Raw genomic sequence first — 18390 nt, 5'->3', positions numbered from 1 at the left:
GGTGGGTGTGGTCGTCTTCTGGTTCACACCCCAACACTAGGTGCTTTCGCGGCAGGGGGCGGGTCGTCCTCGCCCCGGGGCCGCACCACCTCCGGTCCGGCGCCCGGGGCGGCGGGAGTGCGCCCTAGTGCCCGTCCTCCCTCGGGGCTGGGGGCTGCCAGGAGACCAGAGGCAGGAAGGCTTGCGCGAGCGGGCCGATCCCCAAGGCGTACAAGGCGGTCCCGAGACCCGCGGTCCCGCCGAGCACCCAGCCCGTGGCGAGCACCACCAGTTCGATGCCGGTGCGCACCCACCGCAGCGGCCACCCGGTGCGCGCGCTGAGCCCGGTCATCAGCCCGTCGCGCGGGCCGGGGCCGAGCCGGGCGCCGATGTAGGCGGCGGTGGCGAATCCATTGAGGACGATCCCGCCGACGAGCAGCGCGAGCCTGCCGACCACCGACCCCGGGGTGCTGATCAGCCACAGCGCCGCGTCCACCGACACCGAGATGAGCACCACGTTGGCCACCGTGCCCACGCCGAGCCGCTGGCGCAGCGGCAGCCAGCACAGCAGCACCCCCACGCTGGTGATCGCGGTGATGGTGCCGAAGCTCAGCCCGGTGCGCTTGTTCAGCGCCTCGTGCAGCACGTCCCAGGGCGCCAGGCCCAGCGCCGCGCGGATCTGCATCGCCATGCTGGCCCCGTAGAGCACCAACCCGCCCACGAGCTGCGGGAGCCGCCGGGCGGGGCTGACCCGCACCGGCACCGACCGGACGTCCACTGCTGTCATGGCCCCATCGTGACCGCCGGTTGGCCTGGACTTCGACGGCCAATCCCGCACAATTGGCCTCATGACCGCGCAGATTGGCCGCGTCACCGCCCGCAGGCTCGTGTCCCTGCTGGGCCGCTGGCGCGACGACGGCACCCGGCTGGGCTCGGCGGGCCTGGCCGCCGGGGTGCGCAGGCTGGTGCTCGACGGCAGGCTGCCCCCGGGCACCACGCTGCCCGCCGAGCGGGAGCTGGCGGCGGCCCTGGGCGTCAGCCGCACCCTGGTGGGCGCGGCCTGGGAGCTGCTGCGCCAGGAGGGCTTCGCCGCGAGCAGGCGCGGGTCGGGCACCTGGACCGAGCTGCCCGCCGCGGCCCTGCGGGGGCAGACCCCCGGCGCGCAGCCGCTCGACCTCGCCCGCGCCGCGGGGGCCGCCGTGCCGGAACTCCTGGCCGCCTTCGACCGCGTCCGCGCCGCCCTGCCCGCCGAGCTGGCCGGGCACGGCTACCACGAGCGCGGCCACGACCTGCTGCGCGAGCGCCTGGCCGACCGGTTCACCCAGCGGGGCCTGCCCACCGACCCCGACCAGGTGATCGTCACCAACGGCGCCCACCACGCGCTCGCCCTGGTCCTGCACGCGCTCACCGGTCCGGGTGACCGCGTGCTCGTCGAGCAGCCCACCTACCCCAACGCCATCGACGCCGTCCGGGCCGCGCACGCCACCCCCGTCCCGGTGCCGCTGGGCGAGCGCGGGTGGGACCTGGAGGGCACCGCCGCGGCGCTGCGCCAGGCCGCCCCCCGGTTGGCCTACTTCGTGCTGGACTTCCACAACCCCACCGGTCGCAGGCTGCCCGCCGCCGACCGCGAGCGGCTGGGCGCCCTGCTGCGCCGCACCCGGCTCCCGCTTCAGCGTCCACGGCGGCCTGGAGAACTGGCTCCGCCTGCCCTACACCCTCCCGCCGGAGCGCCTGGCCGAAGCGGTCCGCCGGTTGGCCCTCGCCACCGCTCGGCTGCGCGGCGAGCGCCCCGCCCCCACCCAACCCGGCCTCATCCCCGTGGCCTGACCCCGCCCGCGCGGGTCATCCCCTGAAGGTCGTCGCGGCGGGCTCGGCGCGGGCCGGGGTCGGCGCCCCGGCGGCAACGGGGCTGGTCAACAGCCGTGCCCGCCCGCCCGGGCGCGGTCGGGGCGAGGCGGGGGACTGGCGGGTGCCGGACCCAACCCGGTGGTGTGACTGGCCTCAGCGGGGGTCCAACCGCTACAAAGTAGTGCGCTGGATGGCGTAGTCGTCTGGACCTTTCGGTGCCGACCACGCCACCCAGCGCACTCCGGACCCTGGTCGCGCGCCCGAGGTCAACCGGCACAGCCCCTCGTTGTGCCGAATCGGGAGCGCGTCCGAGGGCGGGAGCCCCGGGCGCCGCGGGGGCATCGCGGCGCCCGGGGCCGGTCCCCGAACCGGCCGGGCGCGGTCGGCCGTTCGGGAAACCTGGTGGGGAGGACTGCTGGACTGCGGGGGTGCGGGGGACGGCCCGGGCGCGGTGCGCCGGGCAAGGCTGTCCCGTGGGACCCGGTGTCAGTCGGGTGAGCAGGCGGGCAGGCCCGCGGCGGTGCCGCTGGGGGCCTGGAACCGCTCCGCCGCCGGGCTGCCCGCGGCGGTCGGCGCGGCCGGGGCGCGCGCGCCCAGGACGCCCTGCAGGGCGCCGCGGACCTGGTTGCCGGTGTCGTGCCCGGCCTGCGCGGCCGAGGACGGCGCGGCGGGCGCGGTCGGCGCCTGCGGCCAGTGCGGCGCGTCCGGCGGCTCGGGTGCCGCGACGGCACCGGGCTGCGGCTCCGCGACGGGCGCGGCGACGGGTGCCGGGGCGGGCGCGGTCTCGGCCTGCTGCTGCGCCACCCTGTGCCGCGCGGGCTGCGGCGCAACCCGCACCGGTGCGGCGGGTGCGGGCTCCTCGACCCGCACCGGGGCGGGGGGAGCGACGACCGGCGCGGGGGCGGTCGGCGGGACGGGCGTGGGCAACGGGACGGGGTCCACCGCGGGCGGGGTGAGGTCCGGCAGGGTGAACACCGGCGGTTCGTCGGGCGGTGCCGCCCCGCCCGGGTTGAGCACGCTGCCCGCGGTGTCCGCGATGCCGTTCACCACACCGCTGACGACGCCGACGGTGGTGTCCAGCACGGGGACGACGATGCCCTGGGTGACCCCGCCGAGGACGTCGCCGACGACGCCGAGCAGGCCACCGCCGGACTGCTCCTGGGTGCCGGTCTGCGCGTCGGCGGCGGCGGTGCCCGCCAGCGCGAACCAGCCGAGCAGGGCGAGCGTGCCGGTGACGAGCAGGCGCAGCACGGCGCGGGACCGCCGCCGAGACCTGTCCGCCATCGCCACCACCCGCGCCATCTCGTCCCGCCGGTCGCCCGAGGCCGCCCGGCCCACCGTCGCGGCAGGCGGGGGCGACCGGTCCACTATCGGGCACCCGATCTCCCATTCGCACCTTAGTGGCGCGCCTTCCACCCGGAAAGACGGAGAACGGCACCGCGGCGGTGGGCCGAATGGAGACGATGATCACCGTGGGTGCAATTCACCGGTCCGGGTGACCCCGCCCGCCTGTGCGCGCGCCGCCCCGACCGCGGCGGCAGGGTGTCCGGTGTGCACACACAGCACCCCGGCGCCCTCGGTGAACTGGCCGAACGCCTCCCGGGCCTGACCGCGCACGACCCCGGCGGGCGCGCGGAGAGCCTGGTGCGCCGCGGCCAGCTGCTCGTCGCCCGCCGCCACCTCGGGGCCGCCCTGGCCATTCTGGAAAGGTGGGTCGACACCGTCGAAACCGACGATCCGGTGGTGCTGAGATTGCGCCCGTCGGTGGCGGCGGACTGCGTGCGGATAGCGGGCGACACCCGCCCCCGCGTCCCGGTGGCGGCCAACCACGTCCACCTCGTCGGCACCCCGGTCCTGCACGGCACCGGCGCCGTCCCCCGCCCCGCGCCGATGCCCCCCGCCCCGCCCCCGGGCACCTGGTCACCACCGGTGGTGATCACCCTGTTCGACACCGGCCTCGACCCCCACCCCTGGTTCGCCGACCGCCCCTGGTTCGACCCCACCACCCCCGAACTGCTCGACACCGACCACGACGGCCGAGCCGACCGCCAAGCCGCCCACGGCACCTTCGTCGCAGGCGTCGTCCTGCGCACCGCCCCCGGCGCCACCCTCCGCGTCCACCGCACCCTCACCCCCCACGGCCTCACCGACGACCGCGCCCTCGCCGCCGCCCTCCTCCGCGAGTCCCGCCGCCCCCACCCCCACGTCATCGTCCTCACCGCGGGCTGCCCCACCCCCGACGACCGCTGCCCCCCGGTCCTCGAAGCAGCCCTCTCCCGCTTCCCCCGCACCGAGGTCGTCGCCGCAGCGGGCAACGCGGGCACCACCCGCCCCTTCTGGCCCGCGGCCCTCCCCACCGTCACCGCCGTCGGAGCCGCCAACCCCGACGGCACCCGCGCCCCCTTCTCCAACCACGGCCCCTGGCTCGACCGCCTCGCCCCCGGCGTCGACGTCCTCAGCAGCCACGTCCACCTCCACAACGGCCACCACCACTACGGCGCGGCCTTGTGGACCGGCACCTCCTTCGCCGCCCCCCACGCCGCCGCCGAGATAGCCACCACGATCGCCAGCACCACCCCCCACATCCCCCGAGCCCGCCCAGCCCCGTCCCCCACCCACCACCCCTGACCGCCCCCACCTGAGCCGCGCACCCCCCCACGCCCCGGCCCACCCTCCACTCACGCTTCACGCGACCCACCGCGGTCTCACCCGCGTTGCACCCCTCCGCGCCCCTGCGCGCAGGCCCCCAGCACCACCGGCGAACTCCCTCCCGCCACCCCGCAGCTCGCCCGTCGGCTCGCGGTCCCGCCGGCCTCGCCCTCGGCGCACCTACCCGGTTCCCCAGAGCTGGTGCATGACGCCGCAGTCCGCGAGGCGGCTAACCACCTACCGGTCACCGCTCGCCCCAACCTCTGCGGCAGCCCACCTACCGGCGGCTGCCCTTCCGCTGAGCGGCTGCCCGCCAGCTCGGCCGCTGTCCGCCCTGCGCCGCCACCGCACGTCACCCGTCCTGCACCGCCCTGCCCCACGCCGCCTTGCTCCGCCCGCGCTGCCTTGCCCTCGCTGCCCGCCCGCCCGCGCGGCGGCGGCCCACCCACCGCCCTCCACCCTGCCCCGCCCGCGCAACGCCGCCATCCCCGTCCACCCGAGTCGCGACGTCGGCCGGCCACCGGTCCCGAGCCGCCGCAGCACCGTCCCGTCATGCGCCGACCACCGCGAACCCCGCGTACCCCGGGCGGGCGCCGCGCAGGAGCCGGTCCGGCACCGGCAGCGGGCTCCCGACCACCCGCCGCGCCCCCGCGCGCAGGAACGCGCGGGGGAACCCGTGCGGCTTGCCCACCTCGCAGACCGCCAGCACGACCTCCGACGGCCCCCGCCCGGTCACGTGGTGCGGCCGCAGCGTCCCGCCCGCCAGTTCGATCCCCGTCGCCCCCGGGCGGGCGAAGCCGTGGGCGGCGATGTGCAGCCGACCCGCGAAGCCGATCGCCTCCACCGCCTCCGCCACGGTCGGCTCCACCAGCGCCACGCCCCCGTGCGCCTCCGCCAGGGCCCGGACCTCCTCCGCCGCCCCCGGCAACCCCGGCCCCGCGATCCCCACCCAAGGCCCGGGCCGATCCGCCACCTCCCGCGCGGCCAGGTGCTCGCCCAGCGACGGCGCCACCACCACGTCCCCCAGCAGCCCCCAGGGCAGGTCGGCCAACCCCGGCGTCGGCACGACCACCCCGCCCTCCACCCCCACGATCCCCCGGAAGCGAGTGCCAATCGGCCCGATGTCCCACCCCGAGTGCACCGCCACCACGCCCAACCGCCGGAACCCCTCACCTGCCTCGGTGACCTCCGCCGCCACCCCCACGACCCGCTCGCCCGCCGCGGTGCACGCGTACAGCGACTCGCCCCGCTCGACCAGCACGGTGACCCCCTCGCCCGCGGCGGCCAGCAGGTGCCGCTCATCGGGCGTCTCAACACGCGGAACGTGCTCGTCGCGGGCCCGGCGGGCGTCGGCCAGCGCCGTCTGCCGACCAGCCGCGCCCAGCAGCACCTCGGCCCTCACCAGCGCCCGCTCGGCGTCCTCCGCGAGTCCGACCGCGACGAGGGAACGGGCCCGGTCGACCAGCACCTCAGGCCACTTCCGCTCGTCGACGCCCGACCGCTCGTAGTGCCGCAGGGCGGCGGCGTGATCACCCGCCTCCGCCTCCAGGAACCCGAGGTTGTGCAAGCACGTCGCGGCGCGCTCGACCTCGCCCAGACCGGCGTAGATGTCCACGGCCTCGCGCATCGCCGCCACGCCCTCGCTGTGCTTCCCCAGCTTCCCCGCCGCGACGCCGAGTCCCACCAACGCATTGGCCAGCCACTTGCCCTCGACCCCACCCCGGGCCAGGACCAGAGCGCCATAGGCCTCCGCGTACCGCCCCGCTCCACAGTGGATCAGACCGACGACGCACTCCCGCTGCGCCACAAGGTCTTCCTCGACAACCCCGGCGGCGAGGTCCAACGCCGTGGCGTCCTCGCCCAACCGGTGCAGCACCCACGCGAGCACCAGCTCCGACCGCGCTCGCTCCCGGCGCGTTTCAGCCGCTGAAACAGCCCGCTCGGCCCACCGCCGCGCGACGAGCGGCTCCCCGCTCTCCTGGTGCCGCAACGCGTCCGCGTGCAGACCCGCCCACGTCACACCCACGACGACACCATCGCCCCACCGTCGCCCCGCCACAGCACGAACCGCGCCCGCCCCGGCAGGGCAGCCCCCTCGAAGCTCCCCCACCGATCAACCGCGAACACCGAACTCCCGGCGGGCGTCTGCATCTCCACCCGTTCCACGCCAAGCCCCGCCCCGACGATCCCCGTCACCCGCTCGCCCACGAACACCGCGAACTCCGTCCCCAGGGCCCACCCCCGCGAACGGCCTCGCAGCACGGGAACCTCCACCTCGCTCAACTCGAAGCCTGACCACTCCACCCCGAGCAAGCCCCCCGCCGTGACAGCGGCGTCGACGACGCCAGCAGGCACCGGATCCACGGCCGCCAATACCCGTCGCAATTCCCCGAGCAGTTCGACGTCCCTCATTCCGTCGCCCCCGTCAGCGAATTCGTCGCTGTGAAACAGGATCGGGTCAGTTCGATGTCCTTCATTCCGCCATCTCCCTCGGCGGCGGTTGTCCCGCTCATCCGGCCGCTTCTTCCGGCAGTCCCATCACCGCGAGCCGCCGCCGCAGCACGTCCAAGCACCGCGTCTTGGTCTTGCTCAGCCCGCTGCCCGCCAACCCCAAAGCCCCCGCCAACTCCGCCCGGCTCAATTCAGGCGCGAAAGCGTGCAACCCCAACAACCGCCTGCACCGCTCCCCCAGGGAACCGAACGCCCGCCACAACACGTCATCCCGGTCCGTCCTCAACACCACCTCTTCCGGCCGCCACCGCTCATCGACGTCCGGCACCGAATGCCACTCCGCCGTCAACGCCTCCCGCCGCCCCTCCCGGATCACGCGCAAGCACTCCCGCCGAGCCGTGGTCGCCAACCACGCCCCCACCCGCTCCGGCGCCCGCAACCCCCCGATCCCCTCGGCCAACGCCACCCACGTCGCCTGGCTGACATCAGCGGCATCGGCACTGCCCAACCGGTGCGCACGGGCCACCGCCCACACCATCCCGGAGTACCGCCCCACCAACTCCCGCCACGCCCCTTGATCACCCCCGGCCGCACGGATCACCACGCCACCCACGTCCACCGCTCTCCCCTTCCTGTCGTTTCGCCCCCTGAGACCCCCGCCCCCACCGCTCCGATCCCCCCGTCACGCAAACGTGTGATCACCACCCCCGCCACCCCCACCCGCCTCAACCTGGACGCCCACCACCCACGAACCCCACTCCCGCAAGGCAGCCGCCACACCCGCACTCCAGCAGCACCACCAACGCCGCATCTCCCCAACCAACCAATGCCCCAGTGCCAACCCCTCGGCCTGGAATCCTCCACAACAGCAATAACCCTCAAGCCCAAGCAGGGGTCCCCTCCCAGGGGACCCCTGCTTTCACGCTACGCAAACGGGCCGACGAAGCCCATCGGTCCACACCAGCCTGTGCACAACCGACGGCCCCTGTGCACAACTGATCCACAGCCCGCCAACCCATCCACAGCCGGAACCGCCCGGTGGACCTCAGCTGATCAGCTGGGCCACGCTGTAGATCACCAGCCCGGCGAGCGCACCCACCACCGTTCCGTTGATGCGGATGAACTGGAGGTCCCGACCCACCTGCAACTCGATCTTCTTCGACGTCTCCTCCGCGTCCCAGCGGCGGACCGTGTCGGTGATCAGCGTGGTGATCTCGGCGCGGTAGTTGAGGACCACGTACGCGGCGGCGCCCTCCACCCAGCCGTCGGCCTTGCGGCGCAGGTCGGTGTCGCCGGAGAGCTTGCCGCCGAGGGAGACCAAGGCGGTGCGCACCCGGGTGCGCAGCTCGCTGGAGGGGTCCTCGGCGGCGTCGAGCAGCAGGCGCTTGGCCGTGGTCCAGGCCGAGCCGATGACCTTGCGCACCTCGGGGTGGTCGAGCACCTGGTGCTTGACCTGCTCGGCGCGGGCCATCACCTTCGGGTCGGACTGGAGCTGGCCCGCGAACTCGTGCAGGAACTTGTCCACCGCGAGCCGCATCGGGTGGTTGAGGTCGGTCTTGACGTTCCAGGCGAAGGTCAGGACCTCCTCGTACACCCGGTCGGCCACCAGGTTGTCGACGAACTTCGGCGACCAGGAAGGAGCCCGCTTCGACACCACGCCCTCGACCAGGTCCTGGTTGCGGCTGACCCACTCGTAGGCCTGGTCGCAGATCAGGTCGACGAGCCGGTGGTGGGTGCCGTCGGCCATGACCCGCTGCAGGAGCTTGCCCAGCGGCGGCCCCCAAGGGACGTCGACGACCTTGCGGACCACCGCCTGCTCCATCACCGCCTGCACGTCCTCGTCGCGCAGCACCGCGACGGCGCCGCGCAGCACGGTGGACAGCTCCGAGGTGACCCGCTCGGCGTTGTCCGGCTGGGCCAGCCACCCGCCGAGCCTGCCCGCCACGCCGACCCGGCGCAGGCGGTCGCGGACGACGTCCTCGGCCAGGAAGTTGGTGCCGACGAAGTCGCCCAGGCTCTCGCCCAGCGCGTCCTTCTTGGTGGGGATGATCGCCGTGTGCGGGATGGGCAGGCCCAGCGGCCTGCGGAACAGCGCGGTCACGGCGAACCAGTCGGCCAGGGCGCCGACCATGCCCGCCTCGGCGGCGGCGCGCACGTAGCCGACCCACGCCGGGGGGTCCGGCCACAGCACCGCGCCCAGGAAGATGAGGGTCGCCGCGCCGAAGAAGGCCAGGGCGACGCCCTTCATCCGGCGCAGCGCGCGGCGCTTCTCGGCCTCACCGGGGACCGGGCTCAGTTGCTCCACGGGCCCATTCTCCGTGAGGATGCGCTCTTGTGCCCCCGACACCGCTGGTACCCCGACTGCAGCCGTTCACCTCGACGATCTTCGCGGAGATGACCGCACTGGCCGTGCGGCACGGCGCGGTCAACCTGGGCCAGGGCTTCCCGGACACCGACGGCCCGGCCGCGATGCTGGCCGCGGCCCAGGAAGCCATCGCCTCGGGGGTCAACCAGTACCCGCCGGGGCCGGGCAGGCCGGAGCTGCTGGCGGCCATCTCCGAGAGCCGAGCGCGCTACGGGACGGCCTACGACCCGGCCGGGGAGATCCTGGTCACGGTGGGCGCGACCGAGGCCATCGCGGCGTCGCTGCTGGCGCTGGTGCAGGCGGGCGACGAGGTGGTGCTGTTCGAGCCGTACTACGACTCCTACGCGGCGTCGGTGGCCCTGGCCGGTGCGACCAGGGTGGTCGTGCCGCTGGTGGAGGAGGAGTCGGGTCGGTTCGGGCTGTCCGCCGAGGCGCTGCGGGCTGCGGTGACGCCCAGGACGAAGGTCGTGCTGGTCAACACCCCGCACAACCCCACCGGCTCTGTGTTCACCGAGGCCGAGCTGGCGGCGGTGGCCGAGGTGTGCGTCGAGCACGACCTGCTGGCCATCACCGACGAGGTCTACGAGGACCTGGTCTTCGACGGCCGCGCCCACGTCCCGCTCGCGACCCTGCCGGGCATGGCCGAGCGCACCCTGACCATCTCCAGCGCGGGCAAGAGCTTCAACTGCACCGGCTGGAAGATCGGCTGGGTGTGCGGCCCGCGCGAGCTGGTGGCGGCGGTGCGGGCCGCCAAGCAGTTCCTGACCTTCGTCGGCGGGGCGCCCTTCCAGCCCGCGGTGGCGCACGCCCTGCGCACCGAGGGCCCCTGGGTGGCGGGCCTGCGCGACTCCCTGGCCGCCAAGCGCACCCGCCTGTCGGCCGGGCTGGCCGCGGCGGGCTTCGGGGTGCGGCAGGCGGAGGGCACCTACTTCGTGTGCGCCGACATCCGCCCCTTGGGCTACGACGACGGGGTGGAGTTCTGCTACGCCCTGCCCGAGCGCGCGGGTGTCGCCGCGGTGCCGCTCCAGGTGTTCACGGATTCGCCGGAGCGGTGGAAGCACCTGGTCCGCTTCGCCTTCTGCAAGAAGGACGAGGTCCTGGACGAGGCGGTCGCCCGCCTGGCCAAGCTGGGGTAGCCGACCGGGCCCCGGCCCAGCGGCACTCGTCGGCCGGGCAGATCGTGAGGCGGTCCCACTCCCGCCTGATGGCGAGGTGGACGGCGGCGGAGAGGACGGCCGTCAGGACCCCGTGGGGCACCCGTTCTGTCTCTGCGCCTGCTGAGTGGCCTATTCGTCGTGTGTATACACGTGCTGTAGAGTGCGGGGCATGTCAATCGGACACGCCTTGCTCGGGCTGCTGGAGACCGGCCCGAGGCACGGCTACGACCTCAAGCGGGCCTACGACGAGCGGTTCGGGCACGACCGGCCGCTGGCCTACGGGCAGGTGTACTCGACGCTCTCCCGCCTGCTGCGCAACGGGCTCGTCGTGGAGAGCGGCACCGAGGCGGGGGGTGGCCCGGAGCGCAAGCGGTACGCCATCACCGACGCCGGTGTCACCGACGTGGGGGAGTGGCTCGTCACGCCGGAGAAGCCGCAGGTGTACCTGCAGAGCACCCTGTACACGAAGGTGGTGCTGGCGCTGATGTCCGGGCGCAGCGCCGAGGAGGTGCTGGACTCGCAGCGGGCCGCGCACCTGAAGGTCATGCGCGAGCTGACCGCCCGCAAGCAGGACGGCGACCTGGCCGACCAGCTCATCTGCGACCACGCGCTGTTCCACCTGGAGGCGGACCTGCGCTGGCTGGAGCTGACCGCGGCCCGGCTGGCCGACCTGGCCGAGCAGGTGGGCGCGTGAGCGGCACCGGGGCGCCCGCCGAGCAGCCCCTGCTCCGCGGCGTCGACCTGCGCAAGTCCTTCGGCAGCACGCCCGCGCTCGACGGCGCCGGGATGTCGGTGCGCGCCGGGGAGGTCGTGGCCGTGATGGGCCCGTCCGGGTCCGGCAAGTCGACCCTGCTGCACTGCCTGGCGGGCATCGTGGCGCCGGACTCGGGGTCGGTGGTCTACGCGGGCCGCGACCTCGCCGCGATGGGCGACCGGGAGCGCAGCGCGCTGCGCCGCGGCGAGTTCGGCTTCGTCTTCCAGTTCGGCCAGCTCGTGCCCGAGCTGACCTGCCTGGAGAACGTGGCGCTGCCGATGCGGCTCGGCGGCACCAAGCGCCGGGTGGCCGAGGCGGAGGCGGCGGGCTGGCTGGAGCGCATGGGGATCGCGGAGCTGGCGGGCAAGCGGCCGGGGGAGGTCTCCGGCGGCCAGGGCCAGCGCGCCGCGGTGGCGCGGGCGCTGGTGACCCGGCCGAAGGTGGTCTTCGCCGACGAGCCGACCGGCGCGCTGGACTCGCTCAACGGCGAGCAGGTGATGCGGCTGCTGGTGGGCACCGCCCGCGAGACCGGGGCCGCGGTGGTGCTGGTGACCCACGAGGCCAGGGTGGCCGCCTACTCCGACCGGGAGGTCGTGGTCCGCGACGGGCGGACCAGGGAGCCGGAGCTGGTGTCGTGAGGGCCTGGCTGAACGACCTGGCCATCGGGGTCCGGCTGGCCGTCGGGGGTGGCCGGACCTCGCTGGCCCGGTTCGGGTTGAGCGCGGTCGGGGTGGGCATCGCGGTGGCGGTGCTGCTGCTCGCGGCCTCCGTGGGGCCCGCGTCCGACGCCCGCAAGGTCAGGAGCAGCGCCCTGGTGGGCAACGAGCAGCCGGTGGCGGGGGTGGCGCCGCTGGGCGTGCGGGTGGTGTCGACCGACTACGCGGGGCACGACCTGGTGCTGCGCTACGTGCACCCCACCGGGGACACCTCGCCGGTGCCGCCGGGCATCTCGGCGCTGCCGCTGCCGGGGCAGATGTGGGTCTCGCCCGCGATGGGGGAGCTGATGGCGGAGCCGGGGTCGGGGCTGCTGCGCGACCGGCTCCCGCAGCAGGTGGTCGGCACGATCGACCGCTCGGGCGTGGGCGACCCCGGTGACCTGGTGGCCTACGTGGGCGCCGACGCGGCGGTGCTGACCGACGGCAGCACGGGGTCGGTGTACTCCTACGGCAGGCCGCCGACCCCGCGCGAGCTGGACCCGGCCATCCTGCTGATCATCCTCGTCGGCTTGGTGGCGCTGCTGACGCCGGTGTTCATCTTCACCGCGGCCAGCACCCGCATCGCGGGCGCCGAGCGCGACCGCAGGCTGTCCGCGCTGCGCCTGGTCGGGTCGGGCAGCACGCAGGTGCGCCGGATCGCCGCCGCCGAGGCGCTGGTGAGCGCGGTGGCCGGGCTGGTGCTGGGCACGGTGCTGTTCCTGCTGGGCAGGCAGCTGGCGGGCGGGGTGACCCTCTTCGGGGCGGGCGCCTACCCCGAGGACCTGGTGCCGGAGTGGTGGCTGGCGGCGCTCGTGGTGCTGGTGGTGCCCGTGCTGGCGGTGCTGACCGCCCAGTTCGCGCTGCGCCGCACGATCATCGAGCCGCTGGGGGTGGTGCGGTTCAGCAAGCCGGTCAAGCGCCGCGTGGTGTGGCGGTTGGCGCTGGTCGCGCTCGGCGTGGCGCTGCTGGTGTGGCACGGCGGGGTGGGGTCCGACCACACCCTGTGGGCGGTGAGCATCGCCTCCGGGGCCGCGTTGGTGCTGGTGGGCGTGCCGGTGCTGCTGCCGTGGGTGGTGGAGCGCTCGGTGTCGCGGATGCGCGGCGGCCCGACGTCCTGGCAGCTGGCGATCCGGCGGTTGCAGCTCGACAGCGGCACCTCGGCGCGGGTCGTCGGCGGTGTGGCCGTGGTGCTGGCGGGCGCGATCGCGCTGCAGGGCGTGCTGGCCTCCTTCGCCGACGAGTTCGACGTGCGGGACATCGGCGCCGGGGGAGAGCAGGCGCCGTCGCTGGTGCACCTGTTCGCCGAGGCGTCGGTGGCCGACGACGTGCAGCGCCGGGCGGTCGGGGTGGCGGGCGTGCGCAGCGCGTACCGGGTGGACAACGTCCTGGTCGGCACCGGCCGGGAGGACCTCGACAGCGTCTCGGTGCTGTCCTGCGCGTCGATCGCGGAGCTGTTCGGCGTCCGCGACTGCGCGCCGGGCCAGCTGTTCAGCAGGGGTCAGGGGCTGCCCAGCGTGGCCGTCGAGGGCAAGCGGCTCAGCGTGCTGACCTGGGACGAGCGGGCAGAAGACTACCGGGCGGTCGCGGCGTGGACGGTGCCCGCCATCCGCCCGGTGCCCCCGGGCCCGGACCGGCCGCAGGTCAACTCGGTGTTCGCCGCCGCGGGCGGCGACGTGCTGGTGCCCGAGGCGCAGGGGTACCCCACGGTGGAGGTGGAGGTGGACCCCGAGGACCGGGACGCCCCCGACCGCCTCTACGCCGCGGTGGGCCCGTTGCAGTGGCGGGTGTACGGCTTCGCGGAGAACACCGCGACGTCGTTGAGCGTCAACCAGGAGACGTACCTGGCGGTGCGCCGGGCCCTGCTCGGCGGCTCGGTGTTCACGCTGCTGCTGGCCGGGGTGAGCCTGCTCGTGCTGGCCCTGGAGCACATCCGCGAGCGGCGCAGGCCGCTGGCGGTGCTGGCCGCGAGCGGGGTGCCGACGGGGGCGCTGGCGCGGTCGCTGCTGTGGCAGATCGCGGTGCCGATCGGGCTCGGCGTGGTGATCGCGGTGGGCACCGGGGTGGGCCTGTCCGCGCTGGTGCTGAGCCTGTCCAGCGCGTCGCTGGTGGTCGACTGGGCGGGGATCCTGGTGCTGACCGCGAGCGCGGCGGTGCTGGGGCTGCTCGTCTCGGCGGTCACGCTGCCGTTCCTGCGCGGCGCGACCCGGTTGACCTCCCTGCGCACCGAGTAGCGCTGGGCCGGGGGGACGCCCCGGGTGGCGGGGTCGGGGGCCCGCCACCCGGGGCCTCGCCGTGCCGCGGGAGAGGCGGCGCGGTGAGGTCGCCCCGTCACATCAGCAGGTAGGCCGCGCTGCCCAGGCGGTCGGTGGTGCCGTCGGTGGGCTGCTCGCCGAACAGCGTGGTGGCCGCGCCCCGGCGGTGGAACCCGACGAGGACGGCGTGGCGGGGGTCGGGCGAGTCGTTGCGCGTGCCGGAGTGCCACAGGTGTGAGTTGAACAGCCACGCCGTGCCCGCCGGGCCGACCAGCCGCACCTCGTCGGGGTGGGGGTCGTGGCCGCGCGGCGGGCGGAAGTTGTGGTCGAGGTGGGAGCCGGGCACGACCCGGGTGGAGCCGTTGCGCGGGGTGAAGTCCGCCAGCGCGACGATCGCCGTGCACACCTGCCAGCGCCCCGGCCCGGCCCGCTCCGCGGTGTCGACGTGCAGGGCCTGCCCGCCGTGGTCGGGGGTGCCCGCCCGGTAGCGCACCTCGTCGATGCGGAACTCCGGGCCGAGCAGGTGCCGGACGGCGGCCAGCAGCCGCGGCCGCAGCCACAGCGCGTCGAACACCGGGCCCGCCTCCAGCAGGCCCTTGAGGTGCAGGGTGCCGCCCTGGCGACCGGCGCGCGCCAGCAGCCGCGCCAGCTCCGCCAGCGCGGCGTCGACCTGCCCGGGGCCGAGGAACGAGTCGAACCGGCAGTAGCCCAGCTCGTCCAGCTCCACCAGCTGCTGGGGCGCCAGCAGGTCGGCGCGCACCCCCAGCTCCGAAAGCACCTCGTGCACCCCTCCGGTGTAGCCCACGCGGGGCACCCGTGCCACCGGATTCACCTGATGAGGACGCGGAACCGCGTGCTGGACCACCCGCGTGGCCCACCGCTGCGGGGAGATGAACGGGTACGCGGCCGTTTCCGTTGACTTCCCACGGGGTTGGCTCACCCGGCGAGCCGGTGCAGCCGCAGCGCGAGCTGGATCTCCAGCGCCCGCTCGGGGGCCTGCCAGTCCGCGCCGAGCAGGGTCGCGATGCGGTCCAGCCGCTGCACGACGGTGTTCACGTGGACGTGCAGCAGGTCCTTGGCCCTGGTGAGGTTGCTGCCCGCGGTGAAGTACGCGTCCAGGGTGGCCAGCAGGTCGGTGCCGCGCCGGGCGTCGTAGGCCAGCACCGGGCCCAGGGTGGCCTCGACGTAGGCGGTGGGCGAGCGGTCGCTGCCCAGCAGCAGCCCGACGAAGCCGAGGTCGGCCAGCGCCGCCCCGGTGCCCGCCCGGCCCAGCGCCAGCAGCGCCCGCACGCACCGGGCGGCCTCGTCGTGCGCCGCCACCAGGGCCGCGACGCCCGCGGCGGGCGCGCCCGCGCCGACGGTGACGGGCGCGTCCAGCGCGGTGCCCAGCTCCGCGGCCACCTGCCCGGGGCTCGGACCCTGCGGGGTGACGACGACGACCTGGTCGGCGTGGATGCCGACGAGGCCGCCGTAGCGGGTGGCCACCCCGGCCAGCCGCCGCCGCGACACGTCCGGCGCCGAGCACACGAGCACCGCGTGCGGCGCCGACAGGTCCACCCCCAGCCGCGAGGCGCGCGCCAGCAGGCCCGCGGGGTTGCGGTCGGGCGCGGTCAGCAGGTCCGACAGCAGTTCCCCGCGCACCTCGTCCTCGGCGGCGGCGACGGAGCGGCGCAGCAGCAGCAACAGCGCCGTCACCACCCCCGCGCGCTCGAAGAAGCGCCGGTCGGCGTCCTGGAGCTCCGCGCACCCGGACAGCACCAGGCTGCCCAGCACCTCCGGGCCCGCCTGCACCGCGCACACCCACGACCCGTCGACCAGTTCCGCGCGCCCCGAGGCGTCCACCGGGAACGGCCCGGCCGCGTCGCCCACCCGCGCCAGCACCGCCCCGTCGGCGTCGTGCACGGCGATGGCCCCGCCGAGCACCGACGCCAGCGCCCGCGCCACCGAGTCGACGTCGCCGCCGCGCAGCACCAGGTCCATGAGCTTGTCGTGCGCCTCGGCGGCCTGGCGCAGCGCGGAGACGTGCCCGGAGATGGTCGCGTTGGCGGCGTTGAGGTCGGCGACGGCGGCGCGGGTGGAGTCCAGCAGCCGCGCGGTGTCGATGGCGATGGCGGCGTGGTCGGCCAGCGAGGACAGCAGCGCCACCTCGTCGGGGGAGAAGTCGCGGGGCGTGCGGTCGGCGGCGTAGAGCACCCCGGTGACGCGGCCGCCGGAGGTCAGCGGCACGCCCAGGATCGCCGCCAGCCCCTCGTCGGCGACCGAGGAGTCGATGGGGTCGGTGTGGTGGAAGCGGGGGTCGGCGAAGTAGTCGCGGGTGGCGTAGGGGCGCGAGGTCTGCGCCACCAGCCCGCCCAGGCCCTCGCCCATGCCCAGCTGCACCTGCTGGAACAGCGCCGACACCGACCCGTCGGTGACCCGCATGTGGGTCTTGCCCGCGCGCTCGTCGTTCAGGGTCAGGTAGGACACGTCCACCCCGAGCAGCATCCTGGCCCGGTGCACGATCGAGCGGAGGACCGCGTCGGTGTCGCGCAGCCGGGCCAGGTCGCCCGCGGTGTCGAACAGCGCCACCAGCTCCGCCTCGCGCCGCCGGTGCGACACCAGCCGCCTGCGCACCCGCAGCGCCGAGGACACCGCCCGTTCGACGGCGGCCAGGTCGGCCCCGGCCAGCCCGGCCCGCGCGGCGACGGCGGACAGGTCCTCGGCGGGGGCGCCCGCGGCCAGCAGCTCCAGCAGGTCGGTCACGGCGTCGCGGGCGTCCACACCGGGGATGGTGCCACTCAGCGGGCGCGCTCGGCGGCCAGCGAGGTGCCCGCCGTCTCCCGCGCGGCCAGCAGCGCCACCACCGTCAGCGCGCACATGGCGACGACGTACAGCGACACCGGGAGGGTGGACTTGTAGTGCTGGAACAGTGCCACCGCGACGAGCGGGGCCACCGCGCCCGCCGCGATCGACGACAGCTGCCCGCCCACCGACAGCCCGGTGTAGCGGACCCGGGTCGGGTACTGCTCGGACATGAACGCCGCCTGCGGCCCGTACATCGCCCCGTGCAGCACCAGCCCGACGGTGGCAGCCAGCACGATCACCGGTGTGGAGCGGCTGTCCAGCAGGGCGAAGAAGGCGAACGACCACACCGCCATCGCGATCGCGCCGAACAGGTACACCGGGCGGCGGCCCAGCTTGTCCGACAGCGCGCCCCACAGCGGGATCGACGCGAAGTGCACCGCCGAGCCCACCATCACCGCGGTGAGGCCGACGCCGCGCGCCAGGCCGAGCCCGGTGGTGACGTAGACGAGGATGAACGCGGTCAGCACGTAGTAGGAGACGTTCTCGGCCATCCGGGCGCCGATGGTCACCAGCACCTCGCGCCAGTTGCGCCGGAACACCTCGACGACCGGCACGTGCGCGCGCTGCTCGGCCTTGGCCGCGGCGGCGAGGAACACCGGCGACTCGCTGACGGTTAGCCGGATCCACAGGCCCATGACCACCAGCACGCCGGAGAGCAGGAACGGCACGCGCCAGCCCCAGGAGTTGAACGCCTCGTCGGTCTGCACCGCGGAGAGCACCGCCAGCACGGCGGTGGCCAGCAGGTTGCCGCCCGGGGCGCCGCACTGCGGCCAGGACGCCCAGAAGCCGCGGCGGCGGTCGTCGCCGTGCTCGGAGACGATGAGCACCGCCCCGCCCCACTCGCCGCCGAGCGCGAAGCCCTGCACCAGCCGCAGCAGGGTCAGCAGCAGCGGCGCGCCGACGCCGATGGCCGCGTAGGTGGGCAGCAGGCCCATGGCGAAGGTGGACCCGCCCATGAGCAGCAGGCTGAGCACGAGCAGCTTCTTGCGCCCGAGCTTGTCGCCGAAGTGGCCGAACACCAGCCCGCCGATGGGCCGGGCGAGGAACCCGATGGCGTAGGTGAGGAAGGCCAGCAGGGTGCCGGTGAGCGGGTCGGCGGTGGGGAAGAACAGCTTGTTGAACACCAGGGCCGCGGCCGAGGAGTAGAGGAAGAAGTCGTACCACTCGATCGTCGTGCCGATCAGGCTGGCGCCGACGATGCGGACGAACTTCGAGCTGCTGGTTCTGGACGTCGGCTGCGTCGCCGTCATCGCGGTCACCACTTTCCTGGGCGGGGAGGGACGTGCAGGGCTTCGAGGTCGAACGCGTCCCGCGGACCGCCAACGCAGGCCGGGAACGGTGCGAGCCGGGCCAGGGGAACCGCAGGCCGTCCACGGCGGCCGGGGACGATGCCGGG

General features: G+C 75.1%; 15 protein-coding genes. 6 read left to right on the top strand and 9 right to left on the bottom strand.

The window, feature by feature from the left end:
* Positions 1–124 precede the first annotated feature (124 nt).
* Positions 125–766, bottom strand: a complete 642-nt coding sequence (yczE, locus tag BJP25_RS33715; protein ID WP_075977455.1) for a membrane protein YczE — start codon at positions 764–766, stop codon at positions 125–127.
* 61 nt (positions 767–827) lie between these two features.
* On the opposite strand from yczE, the gene BJP25_RS25250 reads away from it, so the two are divergent.
* Positions 828–1832 carry an aminotransferase-like domain-containing protein gene (locus BJP25_RS25250; protein ID WP_075977454.1) on the top strand — a complete coding sequence of 335 codons (1005 nt, stop codon included), beginning with the start codon at positions 828–830 and terminating at the stop codon, positions 1830–1832.
* A 481-nt stretch (positions 1833–2313) separates the two neighbouring features.
* Here BJP25_RS25250 and BJP25_RS25245 read toward each other — a convergent pair whose 3' ends face one another.
* Positions 2314–3195 carry a hypothetical protein gene (locus tag BJP25_RS25245; RefSeq protein ID WP_143219292.1) on the bottom strand — a complete coding sequence of 294 codons (882 nt, stop codon included), beginning with the start codon at positions 3193–3195 and terminating at the stop codon, positions 2314–2316.
* A 183-nt stretch (positions 3196–3378) separates the two neighbouring features.
* Between BJP25_RS25245 and BJP25_RS36350 the strand changes: the two genes are divergently transcribed.
* Positions 3379–4455 carry a S8 family peptidase gene (locus tag BJP25_RS36350; RefSeq protein ID WP_143219291.1) on the top strand — a complete coding sequence of 359 codons (1077 nt, stop codon included), beginning with the start codon at positions 3379–3381 and terminating at the stop codon, positions 4453–4455.
* 571 nt (positions 4456–5026) lie between these two features.
* Here BJP25_RS36350 and BJP25_RS36345 read toward each other — a convergent pair.
* The 4 genes from BJP25_RS36345 to BJP25_RS25220 all read right to left on the bottom strand — a co-directional run bounded on the left by BJP25_RS36345 (position 5027) and on the right by BJP25_RS25220 (position 9175).
* Positions 5027–6502, bottom strand: a complete 1476-nt coding sequence (locus tag BJP25_RS36345; RefSeq protein ID WP_075977451.1) for a tetratricopeptide repeat protein — start codon at positions 6500–6502, stop codon at positions 5027–5029.
* Positions 6493–6888: a hypothetical protein gene (locus tag BJP25_RS25230; protein ID WP_075977450.1), complete on the bottom strand. Its 396-nt coding sequence runs from the start codon at positions 6886–6888 to the stop codon at positions 6493–6495. The genes BJP25_RS36345 and BJP25_RS25230 overlap by 10 nt, the downstream gene beginning before the upstream one ends.
* A gap of 97 nt (positions 6889–6985) precedes the next feature.
* A complete protein-coding gene (locus BJP25_RS25225) occupies positions 6986–7546 on the bottom strand; it encodes an RNA polymerase sigma factor (RefSeq protein ID WP_075977449.1) in 561 nt (186 codons plus the stop codon).
* A 426-nt stretch (positions 7547–7972) separates the two neighbouring features.
* Positions 7973–9175, bottom strand: a complete 1203-nt coding sequence (locus tag BJP25_RS25220; protein ID WP_084794578.1) for a DUF445 domain-containing protein — start codon at positions 9173–9175, stop codon at positions 7973–7975.
* A gap of 86 nt (positions 9176–9261) precedes the next feature.
* On the opposite strand from BJP25_RS25220, the gene BJP25_RS25215 reads away from it, so the two are divergent.
* From BJP25_RS25215 to BJP25_RS25200, 4 genes are all read left to right on the top strand, one after another.
* Positions 9262–10428 carry a pyridoxal phosphate-dependent aminotransferase gene (locus BJP25_RS25215; RefSeq protein ID WP_269844580.1) on the top strand — a complete coding sequence of 389 codons (1167 nt, stop codon included), beginning with the start codon at positions 9262–9264 and terminating at the stop codon, positions 10426–10428.
* 190 nt (positions 10429–10618) lie between these two features.
* Positions 10619–11143, top strand: a complete 525-nt coding sequence (locus tag BJP25_RS25210; RefSeq protein WP_075977832.1) for a PadR family transcriptional regulator — start codon at positions 10619–10621, stop codon at positions 11141–11143.
* The gene (locus BJP25_RS25205; protein ID WP_075977447.1) at positions 11140–11841 is read left to right on the top strand and encodes an ABC transporter ATP-binding protein; all 702 of its coding nucleotides are present in this window, start codon (positions 11140–11142) and stop codon (positions 11839–11841) included. The genes BJP25_RS25210 and BJP25_RS25205 overlap by 4 nt, the downstream gene beginning before the upstream one ends.
* A complete protein-coding gene (locus BJP25_RS25200) occupies positions 11838–14129 on the top strand; it encodes an FtsX-like permease family protein (protein ID WP_084794476.1) in 2292 nt (763 codons plus the stop codon). The genes BJP25_RS25205 and BJP25_RS25200 overlap by 4 nt, the downstream gene beginning before the upstream one ends.
* Before the next feature lie 97 nt (positions 14130–14226).
* Here the strand turns inward: BJP25_RS25200 and BJP25_RS34360 are convergent, their stop codons facing one another.
* The 3 genes from BJP25_RS34360 to BJP25_RS25185 all read right to left on the bottom strand — a co-directional run bounded on the left by BJP25_RS34360 (position 14227) and on the right by BJP25_RS25185 (position 18244).
* Positions 14227–14973: a phytanoyl-CoA dioxygenase family protein gene (locus BJP25_RS34360; RefSeq protein WP_158075716.1), complete on the bottom strand. Its 747-nt coding sequence runs from the start codon at positions 14971–14973 to the stop codon at positions 14227–14229.
* A gap of 113 nt (positions 14974–15086) precedes the next feature.
* Positions 15087–16919: a helix-turn-helix domain-containing protein gene (locus BJP25_RS25190; protein ID WP_075977831.1), complete on the bottom strand. Its 1833-nt coding sequence runs from the start codon at positions 16917–16919 to the stop codon at positions 15087–15089.
* Between the two features lie 8 nt (positions 16920–16927).
* Complete coding sequence (locus BJP25_RS25185; protein ID WP_075977830.1) at positions 16928–18244, bottom strand: MFS transporter; 1317 nt, start codon at positions 18242–18244, stop codon at positions 16928–16930.
* Positions 18245–18390: the final 146 nt, after the last annotated feature.

The sequence above is a fragment of the Actinokineospora bangkokensis genome (assembly GCF_001940455.1).
Lineage (GTDB): Bacteria > Actinomycetota > Actinomycetes > Mycobacteriales > Pseudonocardiaceae > Actinokineospora > Actinokineospora bangkokensis.
This window is presented reverse-complemented; position numbering and strand designations above follow the sequence as displayed.

What these genes read in the sequence shown, in the direction of transcription:
- yczE (WP_075977455.1), bottom strand. Translation starts at nt 766, where the DNA reads ATGACAGCAGTGGACGTCCGGTCGGTGCCGGTGCGGGTCAGCCCCGCC.
- BJP25_RS25250 (WP_075977454.1), top strand. Translation starts at nt 828, where the DNA reads ATGACCGCGCAGATTGGCCGCGTCACCGCCCGCAGGCTCGTGTCCCTG.
- BJP25_RS25230 (WP_075977450.1), bottom strand. Translation starts at nt 6,888, where the DNA reads ATGAGGGACGTCGAACTGCTCGGGGAATTGCGACGGGTATTGGCGGCC.
- BJP25_RS25220 (WP_084794578.1), bottom strand. Translation starts at nt 9,175, where the DNA reads ATGAAGGGCGTCGCCCTGGCCTTCTTCGGCGCGGCGACCCTCATCTTC.
- BJP25_RS25210 (WP_075977832.1), top strand. Translation starts at nt 10,619, where the DNA reads ATGTCAATCGGACACGCCTTGCTCGGGCTGCTGGAGACCGGCCCGAGG.
- BJP25_RS25185 (WP_075977830.1), bottom strand. Translation starts at nt 18,244, where the DNA reads ATGACGGCGACGCAGCCGACGTCCAGAACCAGCAGCTCGAAGTTCGTC.